Origin of the sequence: Nocardia nova (assembly GCF_002933465.1) — a bacterium.
Taxonomy (GTDB): Bacteria; Actinomycetota; Actinomycetes; order Mycobacteriales; family Mycobacteriaceae; genus Nocardia; species Nocardia nova_B.
The window spans coordinates 44,537-65,503 of sequence record NZ_PSZE01000022.1; the positions used below are offsets into that span (position 1 = coordinate 44,537).

Below are 20,967 nucleotides of genomic sequence, written 5' to 3' on the forward strand. Positions count from 1 at the left end.
GTCAAGGGGTTGTCGGGGTCAAGGGGTTGTCGGTCAAGGGGTTGTTGACGAGGCGCGGGTTTCGCAGCCGCCGCACCTGGCCGCCATACCGGTGCGAAGTCGCTGCATCGTGAATCCGCACCGACGAAGGCACCGAACCACGCCACTGCGCTCGAAGGACCACCGCGCTCGAAGGACTACTGCGCTCGAAGGACCACCGCACTCGAAGCACCACGCCTGCGGCGACCGGTACGGTGAGCGGCGGTGCGGACCGGTGTGACCAGTCACCGCATCTATCGACCAGAAAGGGCGCGATGTCCGAGAGCACCGAGGTCGCTGCTGCCGCCTCCGCGGGTTCACCACCCACGCATCGCGTGGTGCGGGTGATCGACCTGCTGTCGCGCCGGCCCGCCGAGCACTTGTCGCTGGCGCGGATCGTGCGCGAGACCGGACTGTCGAGGGCGACGGCACATGCGGTGCTGACCCAGCTCACGACCGACGGCTGGACGGTGCGCGATCTCGACGGCAACTACGGTCTCGGGATGGGGCTGCTCGCTGTCGCACGGCGCGCGGAGGCGGCGTTCCCGCTGCGCCGCCTGGCTGTCGACCTGCTGCGGGAATTCGTCGCCGAACAGGGCTTTCCGGTTTTCCTGGCTGAGCGCGACGACGGTTCGATCATCATCACCGAGGTCGCCGGCACCCCGTCGGTGCCGTGGATCCGGCAGGGCCGCCGCCTGCCCGTGGCACCGCCGGTGGCCCGTGAATTCATCGCCTGGGCACCGGCTTCCGAACGCACCGCCTGGATCGACCACGCCGACCCCGCCCATCGCGAACGCCTGCTCGCGGTCCTCGACGCCGTGCGCGACCGCGGCTATTCCGTCGAACGCCTCGCCGACGAATCCGCACCGGTACTCGAAGCCCTTGCCGCCCTGCGCAATTCCCCCGTCACCGATCCACTCCGCAACCGCCTGGGCAGCATGATCACCGACCTGATCACCATCGACTACCTCCCCGACGAACTCGGCGCCGAAAACGCCGTAGTCACCGTCGCCGCCCCGATCTTCGCGGGCGACCGCGTCATCGCCGCCGTAGTCGCCTGCCCCGACACCCGCCTGTCCGCCCAGCACCTCACCGACCTCGGCACCGCGATCACCGGCACCGCCGAAAAGATCACCCGAACCACCACCGGCACCTGACCGACCGCCGTGCACACAGTTATGCCGCCCATCCAACAAACGCAACAGCGGCCTGCTCGGCACCGACGGTTCCCATCATCTCGGCGGCCACCGGCACCTCGATTCAGGGCCGACGAATGCCGTCGAGGGAGGCGCCGGCCCATCCTGGCGTCACCATGTCACAACCAGTCCGCGCGCACCGACGCGGCAGCAACTACGGTCGGGATGTGCCGACCACAACCTTCCCACGCCGTTCCAACCACCACCGCCGTGCCGTTCTCCCCCTGCGGATTTCGATCGCCGCACTCGCACTGACCGCGGCACTGTCCGGCTGCGATTCCGAAACCGCCACGCCCGCAACGTCTACCACCGGCGCGACCACGTCGGCCGCCACCGCAGAGTCCACCGACGCCACCGACGCACCGAATGCCGCGAACTCGACACAGCCCGCCCGCACGACCACCTCCCCCGCGGCCGGCACGGTCAGCGTTCCCGATGTCCGCGGCGACCGCCCGGCCCTCGCCGACCAACTCCTCACCGCCGCGGGCCTGCACGCACACATCACCGGCGCCACCGGCCGCGGCCCGGGCGGCGGCCAGTGCGTGATCACCACTCAGAATCCCGACGCGGGCGCCTCGGTCCCCACCGGCACCACGGTCGAGCTGAGCACCGGCGAGGTCGGCGGGCAGAGTCCCTGCTGAACCACAGGTATCGCGTTACGGTCGCGCAAGGGAGTTTGCCGGAGGCCTGCTCGAGCGCTGGTCCCCCGGGGATCAACCACGCAGCCGGTAGCTGGGGCTCGGATCCGCGGCCACATACTCCGCCCACGTGCGGGTGCCGTCGGCGTGGTCGGGGCAGGTGTTGAAACCGGCGCGGAAGGCGCGGGCGATCGTGCCGGGTAGCGGAAGGGGCACCGTGCGGCGCGGGCGACCGTGGTGTTGCTGCCAGATCTTCGTCAGCTCCTTCAGCGTGAGAACCTGTGGGCCGCCGAAATCGTCTGCGCGCATGCGTGGTTGCTCTTCTACCAGGTCGGTGAGGCGGGTGGCCACATCATCGGTGGCGACCGGCTGGAAACGGAAATCCAAGGGCAGCGGCACAATCGGGAGCTTCTGCACCCCGGACAGGACCGCGGCGATGAGGTCGTGGAACTGGGTGGCGCGCTGAATCGTGTACGGCACACCGCTGTCGGCGATCAGTTGTTCGCAGGCGAGTTTGTTGCGGTAGTAGCCGAAGGGGATGCGGTCGATGCCGACGATCGAGACATAGATCAGATGCCGCGCTCCCCCGGCGGCCGCGAGCAGGTTCCGGGTCTGCTCGATATCGGGTTTACCGAACCGCCGGAAATCCGAAGCCGCGTGCACGATCGACTCCGCCCCCTCGGCAGCGTCACGCACCCCGGCACCGGTCGTCAGATCCCCCACATGCGTCCCCGCACCCGGGCGCCGCGACAGCACCCGCACGTCGTGGCCCCGTTCCCGCAGCCGATCCACGATGTGCCGCCCGAGCGCGCCTGTCCCACCGGTTACCAGCACTGTGCTCATTCCCCTACCCAACCCCGCACCCGGCGGCTGGGCAAGCACCAGAGAGCCGATGACCATCACCTCCGCAGCGGCGGACCACGGCCCATGATCGAGTGCGGGAGGCCGACAGAATGCCGATCGGGTCGGCACCCTATCGACGGATTCTCGCGGGTTCAGCGCAAGGCCAAGCCCCGTTCGCCGCACAGGACTTGCGCGGGAACCGATCTCACTTCGACCGCGTCGAAGTATCCGGGGGCGCCGAATGCCGAGACCGGTGGCGGCCGATCCCGATCGGCATCGGATTCAATCGCAAGGACGGACATATGGTTGCTCGGCGTTCGGATATCGCCACCTACATCGTGGTGGCGTACGCACTCGCATGGGTGCTCGCGTCGATTCCCTGGATCGACGGGAAGGGGCTGGAGTCCATACCGTGGCTCCACGACGGCGCGGCGCTGATGATGTTCGCGCCAACGGTGGCCGTTTTGGTGGTCCGGTGGCGACAACATCAGCCACTGCTCGCCCGACCCGCGGCACCTGGACTCCCGCCCGCATCGGGCTTCGCCGCCGACATCGGCCTGGGTCTGGGTCCCTCGCCCGCACGTACCGCCCGGCTCATCGTGGCCGCCTGGTTCGGCGTTCCGATGGTCGCGTGGATCGCCTACGAGATCAGCGCCGCGCTCGGCTGGTTCCACTTCGACCTGAGCACCGTCGGCACCAATCTGGTCGTCGCCATGATCATCGAGTCGCTGACCACCATGATCGTCGGGGCCGTCCCGCTGACTCTCGGCGAGGAGATCGGCTGGCGCGGATGGCTGCTGCCCCATGTGATCTCCCGCTTCGGCACCCCCGTGGCATTGATCGCCACCGGAGTGATCTGGGCGCTGTGGCACGCACCGCTGACTCTGCTCGGCTACGGCTTCACCGATATCGGCGCCTGGTCCGCCCTGGCCTACATCCCGTTCTGCGTGACCTTCGGCGCGGTGCTGGGCTGGCTGCGGCTGCGTTCCGGAAGCATCTGGCCGGCCGCGGTCGGCCACGCCGCCTGGAACGCCGGGGTCGTGGTGTTCGGCGCGCTGAAATCGACCTCCCCCGACGAGCAACCGCATACGCTGCTGACAGGTTCCGGCGTCACCGGGTGGATCCTGTGGGCGGCCGTCGCGGCCGCATTGTTCGTCTTCGCACCGGTAGCGAGAACCCCCGCACCTGCACTGCGAACTTCGGTGCAGACGTAGCGCCGCTACTGTGGTTAGCTTTGAGGCCATGAGTACCACGCTCGCTGCTCTGCCGGAGGAATATCTGCCCCGCGACACCGCGGATGTCGTTCGCACAGTGCGGGATTCACGACCGCAACCGCTGACCGTGCGCGGCGGCGACCACACCAGCGAGCAGCTCGACGACGAACCGGCCCCGCCCGACCGTCGCATCGTGATGTCGCTGCGGCGGATGAACCGGGTGCAGGCGGTGGACGCCGATGCGCGGCTGGTGCGCGTGCAGGCCGGCGCACGACTGTCCGATATCGATCGCACCCTGGCCGCACACGGCCTGGGCCTGCCGATCGTCGGCGACCACCGCGAGATCACCGCCGGCGGTTTCGCCGCGGTCGGCGGCCTCAGCGCGGCCTCGCACCGCTACGGCATGTTCAGCGACAACGTGGTCGCCCTCGAATACGTGGACCCCGAGGGCAGATTCGGCACCTGCGGGCGCACCCACCACGCCGACCGATTCCGCCGCATCCTCGGCGGGGCCGGGCGCACCGGCATCATCACGGCGCTGACGCTGCAAGCCATCGAGGTCGACAAGGACCACACCTGGCTCACCTCCGACGCGCACCGCTTCCTCGACTTCGACACCTTCGTCGAACATTCGCACGCCGAGATCACCCGACCCGGCGATGCCCTGCTGCAGGTCGGCCGCTGGGTCGACACGGCCCCGCTGCGCGTCTCGCGTCCGGTCGGCACCGGGAACATCCAGCTCGGCACGGTCCGCTTCGGCCAGTGGTCGAGTCTGCACCCCACCACCGCCACCCCCTCGCTGCGGGCCCGCCGCGAACTGGGTGCGCGGGCGCGAAAGTCGTTGGGCGCCATCGCCTCGGCCGCCGGTGGCCGCGCCGGTATGCCGGTGCGCAACGCCGCCGCCGGTGCGCTGATGTTCGCCCCCAAGGTCCTCACCCTGCGCGACGCCGAATACCTCGCCGACACGGTGATCAGCTCCTCCGAGCGCGGCCCCGCCTACCGGGTGGCGGTCTTCGCGCCCATGAGCAGCTACAGCACCGTCTTCCACCGCTTGCACGACCTGTTCGTCGAGCATCGCGAACGCAGCGGCGCCATCACGGTCATCTCCGCCATGACCTACGGCGTGCGGTCTCCGTATCTGCACGAGTCCGCCGGGGAGGACCACGGCTTCATCACCTTCACCTGCCGGCTGCGTCCCACCGGCACCTACTCCGGCCGCTCCGGCGCCCCGGAACTGTTGCGCGACATCACCTCCGGCATCGACGACATCTGCCGCTCCGAACGCGCCCGCCGCTACCACACCCCGGACTGAACTCGTTGCGAAGACCGAACGCCCCGGCAGACATGTCGGGGCGTTCGGCTTTTCCGGCGATATCTCGGGACAACTCCCTCAACGACGAAGCGCCCCGGCCGAAGCCGGGGCGCTCGAGCGTTGGATGCTCAGTGCTTCTCGGGTCCCACGTGGTACTCGAACACCAGGCCGGCGACCGAGGCCAGGATGCAGAGCACGCCCAGGCCGATCAGCCAGTACTGGAAGAACGCGAAGCCGAGCGCGGTGACCGAGGCGGAACCGGCCAGCAGGATGGGCCAGAAGCTGCCCGGCGAGAAGAAGCCCAGGTCGCCGGCGCCGTCGACGATTTCGGCCTCTTCGTAGTCCTCGGGACGCAGGTCCAAGCGGCGCGCCACGAAGCGGAAATAGGTGCCGACGATCAGCGTCAGTCCGGCGGTCAGCACGATGGCGGTGGTACCCGCCCACTCGACGCCGGTGCGGGACTGGCCGGTGAAGAATCCGTAGACGACCGCCACGATGATGAAGAACACCGTGAGCAGCTCGAAGATGCGTGCTTCGACCTTCATGTCAGTTCCGTACCCTTCTTACTTGCTCTCGGCCTGGCTGGCTTCACGCGCGGTGCGACGGGTGTCGAACGGGTGCGTGGTCGTCGCGACCGGCGACTCGCCGATGCTCGACAGGGCCTCGGCATTGGTCTTACCCGCTTCGCGGGCGGCGATGTACTTGTCGAACTTGTCCGGCGTCACGGCGCGCACTTCGAAGTTCATCATCGAGTGGAAAGTACCGCACATCTCCGCGCAGCGGCCGACGAAAGCGCCCTCGTGCTCGATCTTGGTGATCTGGAAGGTGTTGTCGGAGTGGTTTTCCTTCGGGTTCGGCATCACGTCGCGCTTGAACAGGAACTCCGGCACCCAGAAGGAGTGGATGACGTCGGCGGAGGCCAGCTGGAATTCCACGACCTTGTTGGTCGGCAGCACCAGCACCGGGATCTCGTTGGACGAGCCGACGGTCTCGACCTTGTCGTAGTGCAGGTAGGAGATGTCGTTGGCGGGCAGGCCGTGCACCGGACCCGGCTGCGGGTGGCCGTCGGCGGTGCGCTCCTTGTACTCGGCCTGGATCTGCTCGTTGAGCGCCTGACGGGTCTGGTCGACACCCTCGTAGACCTGGCCGTTCTGACCGACGACCTTCTGGTAACCGAACTTCCAGTTCCACTGGAACGCGGTCACGTCGACGACCACATCCGGATTCGAGGTCTTCTCGTGCACGTAGTTCTGCACGACCACGGTGAAGTAGAACAGCACCGCGATGATCACGAACGGAATCGCGGTGTAGGTCAACTCCAGCGGCACGTTGTACCCGGTCTGCCGCGGGAACTCCGGGGAGGTCTTCTTCTTGCGGTGGAAGGTCACGGTCCAGAAGGTCAGACCCCAGACCAGCACACCCATCGCCAGGGCGGCGACGACCGACCACGTCCACAGTTCCCGCATCCGGGTCGCCTGCGGGGTCACACCCGTGGGCCAGCCGAACCGAAGCACGGGATTGTCGATCGAGCAGCCCGAGACGAGCATCACGGTGATCCCCATGGACACCGCCAGCCCGGCCCGCCGAAGGATGCGGCCCCGCCGTACCCGGGCGGGTCGTGCCCCTATCGCTTCGCTCGCCTTGTGCGCCACGCTCAACGCCTTCCTGGTCGTCCATCCGACACGGCGCCACCCGGATGCCGGGCGGCGCGTTTTCAGCACGTTCGGGAGCCTTCCGCGAGCCGCACCGAACGCACGGCCGACCACGAGAGTTCCCGAGTACTACGCAGCGTAGACCAAACCGCCTCCCGCGTTGTGCCCGGGTCGCTTTCGACACACCGGCCACCGGGTGCGATCCCCCGGCCGATCGGTGGGGCCGCACACGCGCGCGGGCGCGAAATCCCAGGCGAGCGCGACCGCCGCCCAGCGAGGCGACGAGCCGGGCCCCGGTGCGGCATACTCGGGGACTGGTTTCGAATGTTCTCCGCGTACCCGATCCGGAAACGAGGTTCTCGACGCAGTGTGTGGACTGCTGGGATTTCTGACCGCCGATGTGGCCACCGACTCCGTCGTACAGCAGGTGTACGACGCCTTGCAGTGCGGGCGCCATCGCGGCCCGGACGAGCGCGGCACCTGGCACGACGAACACATCATCCTGGGCTTCAACCGCCTGTCGATCATCGACATCGAGCATTCGCATCAGCCGCTGCGCTGGGGTCCGCCGGAGAACTCGCAGCGTTATGCGCTGGCGTTCAACGGTGAGATCTACAACTATCTGGAGTTGCGCGCGCAGCTGAGCGACGAATTCGGTGCGCGGTTCGCGACCGAGGGCGACGGTGAGGCGATCGTCGCGGCCTATCACCACTGGGGCACCGCGGCATTCTCCAAGCTGCGCGGCATGTTCGCCTTCGCCATCTGGGACACCGAAACCCAGGAGCTGGTGCTGGCCCGCGACCCGTTCGGCATCAAGCCGCTGTTTGTGGCCACCGGCCCGGGCGGCACCGCCTATGCCAGCGAGAAGAAGAGCCTGCTGGAACTGCTGCCCGCACTGAATCTGTCGGACGCACTGGACCCGCGCGCGCTCGAGCACTACACGGTGCTGCAGTACGTGCCGGAGCCGGAATCGCTGCACGCGAACATCCGCCGCCTGGAATCGGGCTGCTACGCCACGCTGCGCCCCGGCGCCACGCCGGAAGTGACCCGCTACTTCGAGCCGAACTTCCGGGTGCGCCCGTTCGCGGCCGGCTCGGAGGAGGCCCGCTACCGCGAGATCGCGGCGGTGCTCGAGGATTCGGTCGCCAAGCACATGCGCGCGGACGTCACCGTCGGTGCCTTCCTGTCCGGTGGCATCGACTCCACCGCGATCGCGGCGCTGGCGATCCGGCACAACCCGAATCTGCTCACCTTCACCTCCGCGTTCGAGCGGGAGGGGTATTCGGAGGCCGACGTGGCTGCCGAGACCGCGGAGGCGATCGGCGCGAAACATTTCATCCGCACCGTCAGCCCCGAGGAGTTCGCCGGCGCGATCCCGGAGATCGTCTGGTACCTCGACGACCCGGTGGCCGACCCGGCGCTGGTGCCGCTGTATTTCGTGGCGCAGGAGGCCCGCAAGCACGTCAAGGTGGTGCTCTCCGGTGAGGGTTCCGACGAGCTGTTCGGCGGCTACACGATCTATCGGGAACCCTTGTCGCTCAAGCCCTTCGAATACCTGCCGAAGGGTGTGCGGCGGCTGGCCGGCAAGCTCTCGGACCGGATTCCGGACGGGACGCGCGGAAAGAGCCTGCTGCATCGCGGTTCGCTGCCGCTCGAGCAGCGCTATTACGGCAACGCCCGTAGCTTCAACGACGCCCAGCTGCGATCGGTGCTGCGCGAATTCCGTCCGGAATGGACCCATCAGGATGTGACGGCCCCGATCTACGCGCGCTCACGCGGCTGGGATCCGGTGGCACGCATGCAGCATCTGGACCTGTTCACCTGGCTGCGCGGCGACATCCTGGTCAAGGCCGACAAGATGACCATGGCCAATTCGCTGGAGCTGCGGGTGCCGTTCCTGGACCCCGAGGTGTTCGCGGTCGCCGAGCGGATCCCGTATCAGCAGAAGATCACCAAGGAGACCACCAAGTACGCGCTGCGTCGCGCACTCGAGACGATCGTCCCCCCGCATGTGCTGCACCGGCCGAAGCTGGGCTTCCCGGTGCCGCTGCGGCACTGGCTGCGCGGCCCCGAGCTCTACGACTGGGCCGCCACCCAGATCGCCGAATCGCAGACCGACCATCTGCTGGACAAGTCCGCGATCACGGCGATGCTGCAGGCACACCGCGCCGGCAACGGCGACCACAGCCGTCGCCTGTGGACGCTGCTGGTGTTCATGATCTGGCACGGCATCTTCGTCGAGGACCGGATCAAGCCCGATATTCAGGAGCCCACCTACCCCGTGCGGCTCTAGCCGTTACCCCGAGGCGGCGTCGCACCGCGGCCGATCACGGCCCGGCGGTGCGGCGATCGCCCTGACCGGAGCGATTCCTTGCACACGCGTGCATCGACGTCACGTCATCTTTTCGACGGTCTTGAACGTACCGTTAGATAGCGGTACATTAAACGGCGTCAAGCAAGTTGAACGGCTCGGATCGAGCCGTGGACGGATATGACCGAGACACGTACATACCAGACACGTACATACCGAGACACGTACACAAGGAATCCCGATGGTTCGACACAAACTGCTCTCGAAGATCCGCACCCGCACGTCACGCACCGTGATCACGGTCGCCATCGCGGCGGCCCCGATCGTGGCCGCCGCCCCCGCTCTCGCCGATCCGGCGGCGGCCCCGGCCCAGTCCCAGGAAGTCCGGGCACCCGGAACGGATATCCAGTTCGTCCACGGCTGGGGGCATCATGGCTGGGGCCATCACGGCGGCTGGGGAATGCCCGGCTGGGGTGGGCCGCGCGGAGGCTACGGCGGCGTCTATCCCGGGTGGTACAGCCCGTGGACAGGTGGTTACGGGTATGGCTACGGCTACGGCTATTCGCCGTTCTCGAGCGGCAGCGCCGCCTGAGCCGGTATCACACGGCTCGATCGCAACCGGCACGCGGCCTACCCTCGTAGGCATGTGCCGAAACATCACCGCGTTGCGCGGCTTGGACCCTGCCGCGACACCCGAGGAAATCGACGCGGCCGCGTTGCAGTACGTCCGTAAGGTGGGTGGTCTCAGCAGCATTTCCGAGGCCACCCGCCCCGCGGTCGAGGAGGCCGTAGCCGAGATCGCCGCGGCGACCACTCGGCTGCTGGCGGCCTTGCCCGAGCGCAAGGTCCCGCCGAAGTCGGTTCCGCCGCTGCGGCGCCCGCAGGTGCAAGCGCGCATCGCCGCACGCGCCTGAGCACGGCTCGCGCGCGGTATTACCGGTTCGCCGCTCACTGTCATAAGGCAGGAGTCCGGGCGAGCCGACCGGCGGCCGGTGCCCATCGGCACCAGCAAGTGCTCGATGGCTCCGGCTCGTGATTCACCCGGTGTTCGCCGTGGCGTGGGGTTTTCTGAACCCGCGCACGGTTGGCTGGAGGTATGGACGAGCGGGATGCGTCGGAGCCGGTATCGGAGCAGGCGGGTAGTGCCGGGGCTGGGCCTGGTTCGACGCCGGGTGGCGGTCCCCACCGCGATGTCACCGCCGGGCTGGAAGCCGCCGATCCGTTAGGCGGACCAGCGGGTGACGGCGCTCGCCCCGACCGATCGCGCGGGGTGAGCCGGCGGTGGCTGTTCGGCGCGTCGGGGGCGGCGGCGATCGCCGGGCTGGCCGTGGGCGCGGGGACGACGGCGGCATTGCACGGCGACGGATCGTCGACCGGCAGCGGCGGGCGATTCTGGCCGCTATCGCCGGAACTGGCGATCGGGCCGGCCCGGGTAGCGGCACCACCGGTGACGGGGTTGCACCTGCAGTTCGGCGCCGACGCCGCGCGCGAGGCCGTGGTGAGCTGGCAGAGCCCGGGCTCGGTGCACAACCCGGTGGTGCGATTCGGCACGGCCACAACGGGTTTCGGCGCGACCGCGCAAGCGCAGACCCGGATCTACCGGGACGCCGCCTCGGGCACGGAGGTGTATGCCCATCACGCCGTACTCACCGGGCTCACGCCGGACACCGACTACATCTACGCAGTCGGACACGAGGGCGCCACCCCGGAATTAGGCACCCATCGCACCGCACCGGCGGGCCGGGCCGCGTTTCGCTTCACCAGTTTCGGCGATCAGGGCACCCCGACGCTCGGCAAACTGGACAACGGCCGCTACGTCAACGACAACCTCGGCTCCCCCGTCGCCGGAGATGTCACCGCGGGGATCGAACATCTCGCCCCGCTGTTCAATCTCGTCAACGGCGACCTGTGCTACGCCAATCTCGCCAGCGACCGGATCCGCACCTGGAACGACTGGTGGGCCAACAATTCTCGCTCGGCTCGCCACCGACCGTGGATGCCGGCGCCCGGCAATCACGAGAACGAACGCGGCAACGGTCCGATCGGTTACGAGGCATTCCAAACGTATTTCACCGTGCCCGACAGCGGGGCCGAGGATCTCGCGCGCGGGCTCTGGTACGCCTTCACGGTCGGCGCGGTCCGGGTGATCGCGGTGGCCAACGACGACATCTGCCTGCAGGACGGCGGCAACTCCTACGTGCACGGCTACTCCGGCGGCGCCCAGAAGCGATGGCTCGACAAGGAATTGGCCACCGCCCGGGCCGACCGCGCCATCGACTGGATCGTCGTGTTCATGCACCAGACCGCGATCTCCTCGGCCGACAAGGCCAACGGCGCCGACCTGGGGATCCGCCAGGAGTGGCTGCCGCTGTTCGACCGCTACCAGGTCGATCTGGTGCTGTGCGGCCACGAACACCATTACGAGCGTTCACATCCCGTTCGTGGTGTCCTCGGCAGTGACACCCTCACCCCGAAACCGGTCCTGGAAGCGGTCACCCCCGCCACCGCGACCGCACCCGAGATCATCGACACCTCCAAGGGCACAGTGCATCTCGTGATCGGCGGCGGCGGAACCTCCGTCCCCTCGAACGGGCTGTTCTTCCCCGGACAGCAGTGCCGGGTGATCACCGGTGTCGGCGCCGTCGACGCTGCCACGGGTAAGAAGACGCCGGTCTACGTGATGGAGCAGGCGCCCTGGTCGGCCTTCAAGGACCCCGAACATCCCTACGGTTTCTGCGCTTTCGACGTGAACCCCGGCTCCCCCGGCGGCCACACCACCATGACGGCCACCTACTACGCCGTCACCGACACGCTGAAACCGGTGGACACCTTCATCCTCACCCGCCCCCGCTCCGACAACTGACCGCCCGCGGACCCGCGACACGATGATCACCCGGCGGTTGCGTGACCGTTCGGCGCCTGTCCGCCCCGCGGCTCTGCCCGCGCGTTCCTAGCCGCATCGGTCACGCGAAAAGCCTTCCCGCACGGTCACCAGCCCGCCGGCGAACGACGTATCCAGCGCGGTCCGACGGCTACGTGACGTGCACGAGGTCCAGCACCCGGCGTCCGAGCTCGGCATCGGTGGCCGCGGGCGTTGTCGCCGGCGCGCGATGCCACACGGTGAGAAGGAGATCCGCGGCGGTCCCGGACAAGGTGGTACCGGCAGAAGCGGCGCAGGATTCGATCGTCGGCTGCGGCCGGGTCAATCGCAGCGTCCACGGCGCGACCTCGACGTCGGTGCAACGCACGTGCAGTGCGGCATCGGCGAGGTCGTCGGGAACCTCCACCCGCGCGAGGAATCGCGGCACGAAAACGTGCAGCCATTCGTCGATACCGTCCGCGGCGAATTCGGCGTCGAACGGCGCCGCCGCTCCCGGCCGCACCGCATCCTGGGCATCCCAGCGGTGCATCGCCGCTTCATGGGCCTGGCGCCGGAGCCAGAACCTCACCGGCCGACGTCCGATGAAGGTGTCGACCTCGGCGTCGAGATCCATCCCGTCCAGTTGCCGCAGCAACAGATCGCGGCTCTCGCGGTACCAGTCCGACAGATTGTCCGGGCCGGGGCGCGGCACCGGCGCATCCTCACCGCGCAGGAATCCCACCGCCCACCGATGTACCTGGCCCACATGGGAGATCAGCCGCGCCACATCCCATCCGGGACAGGCCGCCACCGGCGCCCCGTACGCTTCCACTGGTATCGCCGCGATCGCATCGCCCTCGGCCACGAGTGCCGCTCGCCACCGTGAATCGTCCATGCACACAACTTATCCGCCGCGTCACGACGGCGCATCGCTGACGATCTCCGGTAACCGGTCCGCACCCCAGCTGCGGTGGATGTAGCCGACGACCCGATCCAGTTCGGAACGCTCCACCGCGGCCGGTTCGCCGCGTTCGAGGGGGTCGAAATGGAAGATGTAGAGCCGCGACGCGAACTGCTCGAACGGCAGCGACCCCTCACCGAACCGCTCCCCGTGCCCGGCCGTGCCGACGACCACGCCGTCGCCCCAGTCCTGGCCGCTGTCGTTGTTCGGGTTGTAGAAGTAGACGCGCATGGTGTCCTGCGGATCGAGGCTGACCCGCAGGATGGTGATCGCATGCCAGCCGACGAACCGGGCTGCGCTGTCGGTCACCGCGATGCCGGCGGGCTGCGGGTGGATCAGCGGCTGATTGCCGTTGTAGAAGGGGTGGTAGCTGGCATAGAAGTGCCGCAGGAATTCGTCGACGTCGATCAGCCGCCCGGTCTCGACGTCGACATTGATGCGGAATCCGCGCCCGGACCACCAGCCGTGGAATTCGGGATTGATCCATCGATGGGGATCGCCCTCGCGGCCGGCGCAGCGCCGCCCCATTTCGGCGTAGATCCGATCGAGATGCGGAACGACCAGCAGCGATACCGGGTCCAGGTCCATCGGCAGGGAGGTCGCGACCCCGGCCCCGGCCTCCTTCGAGGAGATCGCCTGCCCCTCGAAATGCATGACGATCTCGTCGTCGCGGGCCGCCCACGCCACGGTCTGCAACAGATAGTCGGGATCGTTGTAGGCCCACATCGACAGGGCGCGCGCCGACTGACAGGTCGGATTGTCGCCCTGGCCCACGCCGAGCGGCAGGCCCAGAATCGACAACATCCCCGACAGCAACCGCGCCCGTGCGTCCGGCACCGGCCCGAACACCTCGTGCAGCCGCTCCCGCGAGCGCGGCGATACCGGCAGCGCGAGCTGCCGCCACAGCGCGGGCGCGACCGGCGGTTGATACAGAATTCCCCGCTCCAGCAGCAGCGCGAGCCCGTAGATGCCCTGCGCGGTCTCGACGTGCACGGCCTCCTCGATCAGGTTGCGCACGAGTTCGTGGTAGCACAGCAGGCTGTCGCGCCCGGTACTGGACAGGCCCAGCGCCTCACCGAGCAGATATTCCCCCTTGCTCAGCAGAAACCGCAGCAGGACCGCGTGATACGGCGACACCAGTCCGGTGTCGTGCATCGAGCGCGCGAAACCCGTTGCCTCGTACTGCAATGCGCTGTCGTCCATACTGTCCAGGCGCGTACGGTAGACCTCGACGCCCGGATCCTCCCGGCAGGCGTCGGTCGTGCCGTAGAGGCTGCTGATCAGCCGGTCCGCACCCAGCCCGGTGCCGCCGAGATCGATATCGGGATTGCTGCGGGCGACGGCGATCTGCGTGATCATCCGCTTCACCTGCTCGACCTGGATGGGGCGCTGGCGCAGAATCCGCCAGATCTCGTCGACCAGATGCTCGAGCACCTTCTCGTAGCCGATTTCCTCCACCAGGTGATGCAGCAGCTCCCGCGAGACCCGCGCCATCCGCCCCTGCCGTTCGCGTTCGGCCTCGCCGGGCGGGGTGAACAGCAGGCGCAGGTTCACCGCCAGCACCTGCGACAGATGCCCCAGCGCCTGCTCCGCGCTCACCGACGGATGTGGGAACTCGCCCTTGGCGACCGCCAGCAGGCGCAGATCGCTCGCCGCCTCCAGTACCACCGTGTCGGCGTTGGCGCTGCGCAGGGAGCCCACACTCAACGCGGGGATCAGGATCTCCGGATGCGCCCAGTCGGTGCCCAGGAACAGCCCGGCCGCCTCGAGACCGCTCGCCCGCGCCCGCACCGCCGCGCAGCCGCCGGGCAGCAGCAGCACCCGCCGCAGCGCACCCAGCACCCTGGACAGCTTCACCTGCTTACCGAAATCGCTGGTGGCGCCCAGAATTCGCGTGGCTTCGTCCAGCGTGGCGAGACGTATGTCCAGAGTGTCGTCGTCGCTGCCGAGTGAAGTCAATCAGGACCCTCCCGTGATCCATTCCTGCCGAGAAGGATTCATACGTAGAAGTCGAGTTCTTCCTGTCGCTTCAGCAGGTCCCGCAGAGCGTACGGGTCATCGCCGAAGAAGTACAGCAGACCCCAGTGATTGCCGAATGCGGTTCGCTTGGTGACCTTTTCCGACAGTGGGGCGGTGAGTTCGTGGGTTTCGAAATACTCGTGGTCTTCCGTCTCCTCCGGGATCGACAATCGGCTGACCACCCGCCGCCGCGGGTAGACGCCGAACGAACCGGCATGTCCTTTCGCGTCTACCACTTCGCGAGGGAAGAACGCCACGATCTCCTCCTCGGTGGTCTTCGGATCGAATGCAAGTACCAGCGCGTGATAGGCGTTGAATCCGTATGCGCGCTCGAGCAATTCGAAGACCTTGAACCCGGGCGGGCGATAGGCGACCTCGCCGAAGTACATCTCACCGTCGCTGGTAACGAAATACTCCGGATGGACGAACCCGAATTCGATATCGAAGGTCTTGATCAGCTTTTCGACCTGCCGGATGATCTCCGGCCGGTACTTTTCCAGTTCCGGTGTCGCGGGGACGAAGACGGAGTAGCCGAGCCGCACGTATTCTGAGATGTTGAGGAATCGGATCTTGCCGTCGTGGATCCACGCTTCGACCGCGAATTCCCAGCCGTCCAAATGGGATTCCATCAGGACCGGGAACTCCTCGTCGGGGATGGCGTCGATCTCGTCGGGGGTGCGGATCACACGGTGACCGAGGCAGCCGGCCTTGTCGAAGGCCTTGATATGGATCGGATCGTTCGGATCGCCGTCGAGTTTGAGCAGGGTCTGGTTGACGCGTTTGAGGAACCGGATGACGTCGTCACGCTCGTGTGCCTCCTCGAAGATGCCCACCCGGATACCGCCCAGTTGCGCGCGCCGCTTCATCAGCGACTTGTCGCGCAGCAGCATGGCCTGGCCGAGCAGCCGCGGATTGTCCAGCAGCACCGAGTTGATCGCACCCGCCCATTCCACGGTCTCCTCGAAGATCGGGATGGCGACGTCGACGCCCATCTCCTTCAGGGTCTCCGCGATTTCCATCGACCGGTCGTTGAGTCGCTCGAAATTCCAGCAGAGATAAGGGATTTCGTGTTCAGTGCAGTATTTCTCCGCCCACTCCGGAGCTACCACGACATAACGCCGGTCGAATCGGTCCACCGCTTCGACCGCGTTCAGACTCCAACCCAGCAGGGCGACATAGCCCTTGTCCGGGTTCCTGCGCTTCGATTCACGGGATGAAATCGACAAACCTGCTCCCCTCTTCGACCTCGGTGCACCGTTCGTCGATCGCGAGGTCGTCTTATCGCGCGGTGGTCCTGCGCTCGATACCGGGGGCTGCGAATTCGGCGGGCTCCGGTATCGCCGCGCGTGCGCTCGGCATCGTCGACGGGCGGCAACAACGGCGATTCGCTCTATTACCGTCATTGCCCACGGATACCCCGATGCCTTATTCCCAAACCGGGGCAAGGCCGTTGCGTTATTGACACACAATCGTTCTCGCCGGCCGTCGGCCTCCGGAGACGGAGAAAACGGTACGGCCGATGGACAGTTCGGCTCGAACTCAGGACAGTGACAGCACCGCGGCGGTGACCGCGACGGTCACCTCGACGGCGGCACCGAGCACATCACCGTTGAGCCCGCCGAAACGCCGCACACAATGCCACACCAGCAGAGCCACGGCCGCCAGAGCCACGGCGACCGCGACCGGCCCGAGCCACGACGCGGGCGCGGCGAAGACGCCTGCGACGAGCGCGGTGAGAGTCCAGACCGCCAGTGTCACCACCGACTGCGTGCGCGCCACCAGCGCACCGAATCCGGCGCCGGGAGCAGGTGCGTATCCGCGGCAGGCGAGGACGACCGCAACCCGCCCGACGGCCACCGCGAGCCCGACCGCGAACCAGCGGCCGTGCTCGGCGAGCGCGGCGAACGACAGCGCCTGCACGCCGATGGCGAAAATCAACGCGGCCACCCCGAAGGGCCCCGCCCCGCCGCTCTTCATGATTTCCCGGGCACGTTCGGGCGGCCCGTAACTGCCGAGCCCGTCCGCGGTATCGGCCAGCCCGTCCAGATGCATCCCTCGGGTCGCCAGCCCCAGCGCACCGACGGTGATCAGCCCCGCCAGCGCGAAATCCATTCCGGCCCAAGTCAATATCCACAGCAGTCCGGCGGCGCCCGCACCCAGCACTGCTCCGACCACGGGTGCCGCCGCGATGGCCCCCGCCGCCGCCCTGCGGTCGACCGTCTCGGGTCCGCGCACCGGCAGCACCGTCAACCACGAGATCGCGAGACGAGCCGCCGCGATCACGGCCGGAACCTCGATTCGGCGATGCCGCAGGACGCACCTCTCGATGCTGCGCGCAGTGCCGCCGAAAGATCACGACACCCCGCGCGCGGGTGATCGGCGAAATACCCGATCCGACCGGCCTTCCGGTGCGTGCTCAGCGGGCCGGCGGTGTGGTCCGGCACACCGCAGCGGGGCCCGGGGCGGGCTCGACGAGGTGAGGACCGCAGTTCCGCGCGCGCGGAGGCGCCGCGGACATTGGCCATCCGGCGACCCGGCCACACGGTGCGGGCCGGGCGATCCGGTCCACGCCCCTCGTTCAGGACACGACTTCCGGTGCGGCCGAATCGGATTCGGCGGTGCTCACCCCTGCCTCACCGAACGTCGACATCTCCGACAGCGCGGCGATGGCCGCGCGCAGCAGCGGCAGCGCGCTCACCGCACCGGAGCCTTCACCGAGCCGCATGTTCAGCTCGACCAGCGGCTCCAGATCGAGTTTAGCGAGGGCCAGCGGGTGCGCCGGCTCGGTGGACCGATGCCCGGCCACCCACCACCGCTTCGCACCGGGGGCGAGCATTTCGGCGATGAGCGCCGCGGCGGTGACCACCACACCGTCGAGAATCACCGGCGTGCGCCGTGCGGCGGCCTGCGCGAGATAGCCCGCGGTGGCGGCGAAATCCGCGCCACCGGCGATCCGCAGCAGCGCGAACGGGTCCTGCCGGTGCGGACGCGCGCGCCACATGGCGTCCCGGATCGCGGAGGCCTTGCGCATCCATCCGGCATCGTCGACGCCGGTGCCGCGGCCGATCGCCACCACCGGCTCGGTATCGGTGAGCGTGGCGATGAGAACGGTTGCCGGCGTGGTGTTTCCGATCCCCATATCGCCGGCGATCAGCAGGTCGGCTCCGCTGTCGATCTCCTCGTCGGCGATCGCTCGCCCCGCGGCCAGCGCGGCGTACAACTCGGCTTCGGTGAGGGCGTCCTCGCGATCGATGGCTCCGCTGGCGCGGCGAATCTTGTGTGCCGAGACCGACGGATCGGTGTCGGCGTCCACCGCGATGTCCACCACTCGCACGGTCGCATCGGCCAGGCGCGCCAGCGCGTTCACCGCCGCCCCACCGGCCAGGAAGTTGGCGACCATCTGCGCGGTCACCTCACTGGGATACGCCGAAACGCCGTGTCGCGCCACACCGTGGTCTCCCGCGAACACCACGACCCGGGCGCGCCGGAACTGTTGCGGCGGGCACTGCCCCTGGCACGCCGCCACCCAGTTCCCCAGCGTCTCCAACCGTCCGAGCGCACCCGCCGGTTTGGTCAATTGCAGCTGCCGCTGCTCGGCCTCGGCCCGCACCCGCGCATCGGGAGCGGCGACCGGACCGAATGCCGGTGTGGTGCCGTCGAATTCGGCGAGGCCGCGCGGGGTCGAACCCGCCACCGAGCCGACGGCGGTAGCTCCTGCGCCCGAGGCCGTCGAACCGCCGCCGTCCGCGTCGTGACCGGCTGACAACGCTTTTTCCGCCGCCGCGGAAGCCGCCGCGATACCGCTTCCGGTCGAAGCACCCGCCCCCTTCAGCACGACCGGCACCCCGGCGACAACCAGCACGACCTCGTCGCACACCGCCGCGAGCCGCTGATTCAGCGTTCCGATCTCGTCCTGGAACAGTCGTCCCGACGCGGTCGCCGGAACCACACCCAGTCCTACCTCCGGGCTCACGATCAGCAAGCGGTCCGCATAGCCGGTCACCGCCGCGACCAGCGCATCGATATCGGGGCCGACGGTTCCGCGCGGCGAATCCCAGGCCGCGCGCGCGTCGATGCGGGCGGTCAACCAGGTGCCGAGGTCGTCGATCAACGTCACCGGCGCCGAGTCACCGAGCACGGTGATCGGATCGCCCTCCACCACATGCCAGGTACCGGGGCGCCGAACGCGATGGGCGGCAATACGATCGGCGAAGTCGGCGTCGGCGGGATCGGGAACCGCGGTCGCGACGTAGCGCACCGGTCCGCTGTGGCCGGCCACCTCCTCGGCATAGGCGGATTTCCCCGAGCGCGCCCCACCGAGCACCAGCGTCCGCAGCCCTCGGCCGCCCGCAGCATCGTTCACCACGTCAGCACGGTACCAATCGGCCCGCACCCCGACCGCCGCCCACCCGAGGCCCGGCCTCTCCGAGCCCAGGGCCCCGCAACGGCCGAGTTCGATCCGCGCAGCGCCGCTGTTGGGCACACTCGCGGCGGCAGTCGACCGGAAGCACACAGCAACCGCCCCGCCGACCGGACATACGGCTGCCCGTGCGGAGAACGATCGTGCCGACCGGCGCCGGATTCCCGAACTCAGACCGCGTCGCCGGGCGACACCCGCGGCTTCGGGGCACGCATGCGGCGGATCTGGGAGGCCCGGACAAAGGCATACCAGCCCAGCGACCAGCTCGAGGTGGTGTCGTCGGGGTAGCGCTCCTGCACCCGCTTGTTGATCAGGCGTCCGATCACGAAGCCCTCGGCGACCATGAACAGCATCATCACGATCATCGCGAGGGTGACGTAGGCCTGCACCTGCGGGGTGAGGAACATGGTCAGGATCAGCACCAGCGCCAGCGGCATGAACAGTCCGACCAGATTGCGGCGGGCGTCGACCAGGTCCCGGACGTAGGCACGAACCGGGCCGCGGTCGCGCGGCAGCAGATATTTGTCCTCACCGGCGAGCATCCGGGCGCGGCGATCGGCGGCGGCGGCCCGGCGTTCGGCCGAGGCGACCTTGCGTTCCTCGCGGTTGCCCCGGGTGGCCTTGCGCCGGGCGCGGGCCTCCTTGGCGGTCAGCGGCGCGGGCGCGACCGGCCCGCGGCGCCTGCCCTCGACGTCGCGGCGTCTGGGTGTCGGGCGCCCCTTGCCGGCGGTCGGTGCGGGCCGCTGCGCTGCTGTGGCCGTGTCATCGTCGGTCGCGGCCGACGTGTCGTCGACGTGGTCGTCGGTGGTGCTGGCATCGCCACGGCGCAGGAACTTCACGCCGACCAGGCTATTGGATGGCATACCGGCCTGGAAATACGGTCTCCACTGGCCTGTGTGATCGGTCATACCACCCATACCGGCAAACTGGCTCCGACCGGCCGGTCTGTACCCCGCGACACGCCCCGCGGGTGTGGCGATTCGCACGTTCGAGCGCCGTCGACCCGGCAATTCCGGGGCCGAGGGGCCCACGGCGGCGCGCGCAGTGGCAAGATTGGAATAGCCACCCGCGACGTGGCGTTGACAGCTACCGAGCCGTGCGCTGTTCACGGAAACAACGTTCACGGGTAACGAGGGTCTGCGAGGAGACTTCATGACTGTGCAGAACGAGACCACCACCCACGGTGTGATCCTGACCGACGCCGCCGCGTCCAAGGCGAAGGCGCTGCTGGACCAGGAGGGCCGCGACGATCTGGCGCTGCGCATCGCGGTGCAGCCGGGCGGTTGCGCGGGTCTGCGGTACCAGCTGTTCTTCGACGATCGCACTCTCGACGGCGACCTGACCGCCGAGTTCGGCGGGGTCACGCTGGCCGTCGACCGGATGAGCGCCCCCTATGTCCAGGGTGCGTCCATCGACTTCGTCGACACGATCGAGAAGCAGGGCTTCACGATCGACAACCCGAACGCCACCGGCTCCTGCGCCTGCGGCGACAGCTTCAACTGACGATCTGCTCCCGGCGCGGA

Annotated in this window: 18 protein-coding genes; 9 read left to right on the plus strand and 9 right to left on the minus strand. The window is 68.3% G+C overall.

What is annotated here, in order from left to right:
* Window positions 1-293: 293 nt before the first annotated feature.
* Together C5E41_RS35780 and C5E41_RS23375 are read left to right on the plus strand one after the other, a co-directional pair.
* Window positions 294-1,175, plus strand: a complete 882-nt coding sequence (locus tag C5E41_RS35780; protein WP_308706040.1) for an IclR family transcriptional regulator — start codon at window positions 294-296, stop codon at window positions 1,173-1,175.
* Window positions 1,176-1,381: 206 nt separating this feature from the next.
* Complete coding sequence (locus tag C5E41_RS23375) at window positions 1,382-1,855, plus strand: PASTA domain-containing protein (protein WP_181063384.1); 474 nt, start codon at window positions 1,382-1,384, stop codon at window positions 1,853-1,855.
* Window positions 1,856-1,927: 72 nt separating this feature from the next.
* Here C5E41_RS23375 and C5E41_RS23380 read toward each other — a convergent pair whose 3' ends face one another.
* A complete protein-coding gene (locus C5E41_RS23380) occupies window positions 1,928-2,695 on the minus strand; it encodes an SDR family oxidoreductase (RefSeq protein ID WP_104377913.1) in 768 nt (255 codons plus the stop codon).
* 302 nt (window positions 2,696-2,997) lie between these two features.
* Between C5E41_RS23380 and C5E41_RS23385 the strand changes: the two genes are divergently transcribed.
* Complete coding sequence (locus C5E41_RS23385) at window positions 2,998-3,909, plus strand: CPBP family intramembrane glutamic endopeptidase (RefSeq protein ID WP_181063385.1); 912 nt, start codon at window positions 2,998-3,000, stop codon at window positions 3,907-3,909.
* A gap of 28 nt (window positions 3,910-3,937) precedes the next feature.
* Window positions 3,938-5,221: an FAD-binding oxidoreductase gene (locus C5E41_RS23390; protein WP_104377915.1), complete on the plus strand. Its 1,284-nt coding sequence runs from the start codon at window positions 3,938-3,940 to the stop codon at window positions 5,219-5,221.
* 128 nt (window positions 5,222-5,349) lie between these two features.
* On the opposite strand, the gene C5E41_RS23395 is transcribed toward C5E41_RS23390, so the two are convergent.
* Window positions 5,350-5,766 (minus strand): cytochrome c oxidase subunit 4, encoded by a 417-nt coding sequence (locus C5E41_RS23395; RefSeq protein ID WP_030514776.1) that lies wholly within the window; start codon window positions 5,764-5,766, stop codon window positions 5,350-5,352.
* 18 nt (window positions 5,767-5,784) lie between these two features.
* A complete protein-coding gene (ctaC, locus tag C5E41_RS23400) occupies window positions 5,785-6,783 on the minus strand; it encodes an aa3-type cytochrome oxidase subunit II (protein WP_104377916.1) in 999 nt (332 codons plus the stop codon).
* Window positions 6,784-7,240: 457 nt separating this feature from the next.
* Between ctaC and asnB the strand changes: the two genes are divergently transcribed.
* The 4 genes from asnB to C5E41_RS23420 all read left to right on the plus strand — a co-directional run bounded on the left by asnB (window position 7,241) and on the right by C5E41_RS23420 (window position 12,047).
* On the plus strand, window positions 7,241-9,166 hold the full coding sequence (asnB, locus tag C5E41_RS23405; protein ID WP_104377965.1) for an asparagine synthase (glutamine-hydrolyzing): 1,926 nt from the start codon (window positions 7,241-7,243) through the stop codon (window positions 9,164-9,166).
* 259 nt (window positions 9,167-9,425) lie between these two features.
* Window positions 9,426-9,776 (plus strand): hypothetical protein, encoded by a 351-nt coding sequence (locus C5E41_RS23410; protein WP_104377917.1) that lies wholly within the window; start codon window positions 9,426-9,428, stop codon window positions 9,774-9,776.
* Between the two features lie 52 nt (window positions 9,777-9,828).
* The gene (locus C5E41_RS23415) at window positions 9,829-10,098 is read left to right on the plus strand and encodes a DUF2277 family protein (RefSeq protein WP_104377918.1); all 270 of its coding nucleotides are present in this window, start codon (window positions 9,829-9,831) and stop codon (window positions 10,096-10,098) included.
* A 182-nt stretch (window positions 10,099-10,280) separates the two neighbouring features.
* Window positions 10,281-12,047 carry a purple acid phosphatase family protein gene (locus tag C5E41_RS23420; protein WP_104377919.1) on the plus strand — a complete coding sequence of 589 codons (1,767 nt, stop codon included), beginning with the start codon at window positions 10,281-10,283 and terminating at the stop codon, window positions 12,045-12,047.
* A gap of 169 nt (window positions 12,048-12,216) precedes the next feature.
* Here C5E41_RS23420 and C5E41_RS23425 read toward each other — a convergent pair whose 3' ends face one another.
* From C5E41_RS23425 to C5E41_RS23450, 6 genes are all read right to left on the minus strand, one after another.
* Window positions 12,217-12,939, minus strand: coding sequence for a maleylpyruvate isomerase N-terminal domain-containing protein (locus tag C5E41_RS23425; protein ID WP_104377920.1), 723 nt, complete (start codon window positions 12,937-12,939; stop codon window positions 12,217-12,219).
* Window positions 12,940-12,960: 21 nt separating this feature from the next.
* Window positions 12,961-14,964 carry a hypothetical protein gene (locus C5E41_RS23430; RefSeq protein ID WP_104377921.1) on the minus strand — a complete coding sequence of 668 codons (2,004 nt, stop codon included), beginning with the start codon at window positions 14,962-14,964 and terminating at the stop codon, window positions 12,961-12,963.
* 38 nt (window positions 14,965-15,002) lie between these two features.
* Window positions 15,003-16,043 carry an ATP-grasp domain-containing protein gene (locus C5E41_RS23435; protein WP_439956381.1) on the minus strand — a complete coding sequence of 347 codons (1,041 nt, stop codon included), beginning with the start codon at window positions 16,041-16,043 and terminating at the stop codon, window positions 15,003-15,005.
* Between the two features lie 520 nt (window positions 16,044-16,563).
* Window positions 16,564-17,304, minus strand: coding sequence for an adenosylcobinamide-GDP ribazoletransferase (locus C5E41_RS23440; protein WP_104377967.1), 741 nt, complete (start codon window positions 17,302-17,304; stop codon window positions 16,564-16,566).
* Window positions 17,305-17,602: 298 nt separating this feature from the next.
* Window positions 17,603-19,390, minus strand: a complete 1,788-nt coding sequence (gene cobT / locus C5E41_RS23445) for a nicotinate-nucleotide--dimethylbenzimidazole phosphoribosyltransferase (protein ID WP_104377968.1) — start codon at window positions 19,388-19,390, stop codon at window positions 17,603-17,605.
* Window positions 19,391-19,614: 224 nt separating this feature from the next.
* On the minus strand, window positions 19,615-20,283 hold the full coding sequence (locus C5E41_RS23450) for a DUF3043 domain-containing protein (RefSeq protein WP_063027507.1): 669 nt from the start codon (window positions 20,281-20,283) through the stop codon (window positions 19,615-19,617).
* A 313-nt stretch (window positions 20,284-20,596) separates the two neighbouring features.
* Here C5E41_RS23450 and C5E41_RS23455 point away from each other — a divergent pair, with 313 nt between their 5' ends.
* Window positions 20,597-20,947: a HesB/IscA family protein gene (locus C5E41_RS23455; RefSeq protein ID WP_062966281.1), complete on the plus strand. Its 351-nt coding sequence runs from the start codon at window positions 20,597-20,599 to the stop codon at window positions 20,945-20,947.
* Window positions 20,948-20,967 lie beyond the last annotated feature (20 nt).